The organism is Streptomyces sp. MB09-01 (genome assembly GCF_033794505.1).
Classification (GTDB): Bacteria; Actinomycetota; Actinomycetes; order Streptomycetales; family Streptomycetaceae; genus Streptomyces.
The window spans coordinates 1-1,767 of the sequence record NZ_JARAYQ010000528.1 but is presented as its reverse complement, the minus strand read 5'-3'; the positions used below and the strand labels follow the sequence as shown (position 1 = coordinate 1,767).

Here is a 1,767-nt window from a genome sequence, read left to right as displayed (position 1 = left end):
GCCCTCCCCCGCCGAGGCCCTGACCGCCGCCGGAGTCGTGGGCCCGGGCATCGCCCCGCTCCCCGGCTCCCCGCCCGGCCGGATCCGGATCCCCTCCATCCGGGTCGACGCCCCGCTGACCGGACTGGGCCTGGAGCGGGACGGCAGCCTCGAAGTGCCGCCGCCCGACCGCCGCGACCTGGCCGGCTGGTACCGCGAGGGCACCACCCCGGGCGCCACCGGCACGGCCGTCATCGCCGGGCACGTGGACGACGCCGCCGGGCCGGGGGTCTTCTACCACCTGGGCGCGCTGCGCCGGGGGGCCGCGATCGAGATCCCGCGCGCGGACGGCCGTACGGCGGTGTTCACGGTCCACGCGGTCGAGGTCTACGACGCCATGGCCTTCCCCGACACCCGCGTGTACGGCCCTTCCGCGCGGGCCGAGCTGCGGGTGATCACCTGTGGCGGCGGCTTTTCGCCGCGCACGGGCTACCGGGGCAACGTGGTCGTCTTCGCGCACCTCACCGGGACGTACTGAGCACCGCTCATCCCCACTGCTCGAGGCCGAGCTTGACCACCAGCGCGCCCACCACCGTCAGCAGCACCCCGCGGACGAAGCCGCTGCCCTTCTTGAGCGCCATCCGGGCGCCGATCATGCCGCCGGCCAGGTTGAAGACCGCCATGAGCGCGGCCAGCTGCCACAGCACCATGCCCTGGTAGGCGAACATCGCGAGCGCCCCCGCGTTGGTGCAGCAGTTGACGATCTTGGCGGTCGCGGAGGCGGTGACCAGGTCGAGGTGGAGCAGCGCCGTGAGCGCGAGCACCAGGAAGGTGCCCGTGCCCGGCCCGATGAGGCCGTCGTAGAAGCCGATGCCGAGGCCGGCGAGCGCGATGGCGAGCAGCACCCGCTGCCGGCTGACGGGCGCGGTCGAGGGGGCGGTGCCGAAGCCCGGCTTGAAGATCACGACGCCGGCGACGATCACGAGCACGCCCATGATCAGCGGCCGGAGCGCGTCCTTGCTGATGCCGCCGGCGAGCGCGGCGCCGCCCATCGAGCCGACGAGCGCGGCCAGGCCGATGCGGACGGCGAGCTTCACGTCCACCGGGGCCTTGCGGACGTAGGTGACCGCGGCGCCCGCGGTCCCGACGATGGCCACGGCTTTGTTGGTGCCGAGGACGGTGGCGGGGTGGGCGTTCGGCAGGCCGAGCAGGAGTGCGGGCAGGAGCAGCAGGCCGCCACCGCCCACCACGGCGTCGATCCAGCCGGCCGCCGCCGCGGCCACGCACAGGACAATGATCATGGTTGTTGATATGTCAGGCACGACATGACCCTATGGAGCTGTCAGGTGCAGTGACCATCAATCCCCGGAAACTTGCGCAAAGGTTGAGCTTTGCCGGGCCGGCACCCGGTCCGGGGCCACCGGAGCCGCCGGGTGCACCGCCGCCGTGAGCACGGTCGCGGCCGGCACACCGGCCGCCCCCAGCCCCGCCGCCAGGCGCCGCGCGGGAGGTACGGCCGCCGGTGCGGCCAGCCCGGCCCGCACCACCGAGGGCGTGCGGGGCCAGCGGATCGTAGCCGCCGAAGGCGTGCCGGCGGGCGAGCCGGTAGGCGCCGACCCCGTGCTCGACGGCGGGCACCCGGGCCATCAGGAACAGCAGCACGAGCACCCCGTAACCGGCGAGCAGACCGGTCAGGTGCGCGGCGGTGGCGAACAGCGCGTCGGGCCGGGCCGAGGGCCGCACCTGCGCCGCCCAGAGCAGGGTCACCACCCCCGCCCCGCCCAGCAT

2 protein-coding genes and 1 pseudogene are annotated in these 1,767 nt (G+C 74.7%); 1 reads left to right on the top strand and 2 read right to left on the bottom strand.

Features of this window, described 5'->3' with window-relative positions; genetic code table 11:
* Nucleotides 1-517 (top strand): class F sortase (locus tag PV721_RS43200; protein ID WP_319734323.1); only part of this gene is annotated, 517 nt, incomplete at its 5' end.
* A 7-nt stretch (nt 518-524) separates the two neighbouring features.
* Here the strand turns inward: PV721_RS43200 and PV721_RS43195 are convergent.
* Together PV721_RS43195 and PV721_RS44245 are read right to left on the bottom strand one after the other, a co-directional pair.
* Nucleotides 525-1,301 (bottom strand): sulfite exporter TauE/SafE family protein, encoded by a 777-nt coding sequence (locus PV721_RS43195; RefSeq protein ID WP_319734321.1) that lies wholly within the window; start codon nt 1,299-1,301, stop codon nt 525-527.
* Nucleotides 1,294-1,767 (bottom strand): annotated as a pseudogene (locus tag PV721_RS44245) (hypothetical protein); the annotation flags it as partial. The pseudogene PV721_RS44245 and the gene PV721_RS43195, both read right to left, overlap by 8 nt.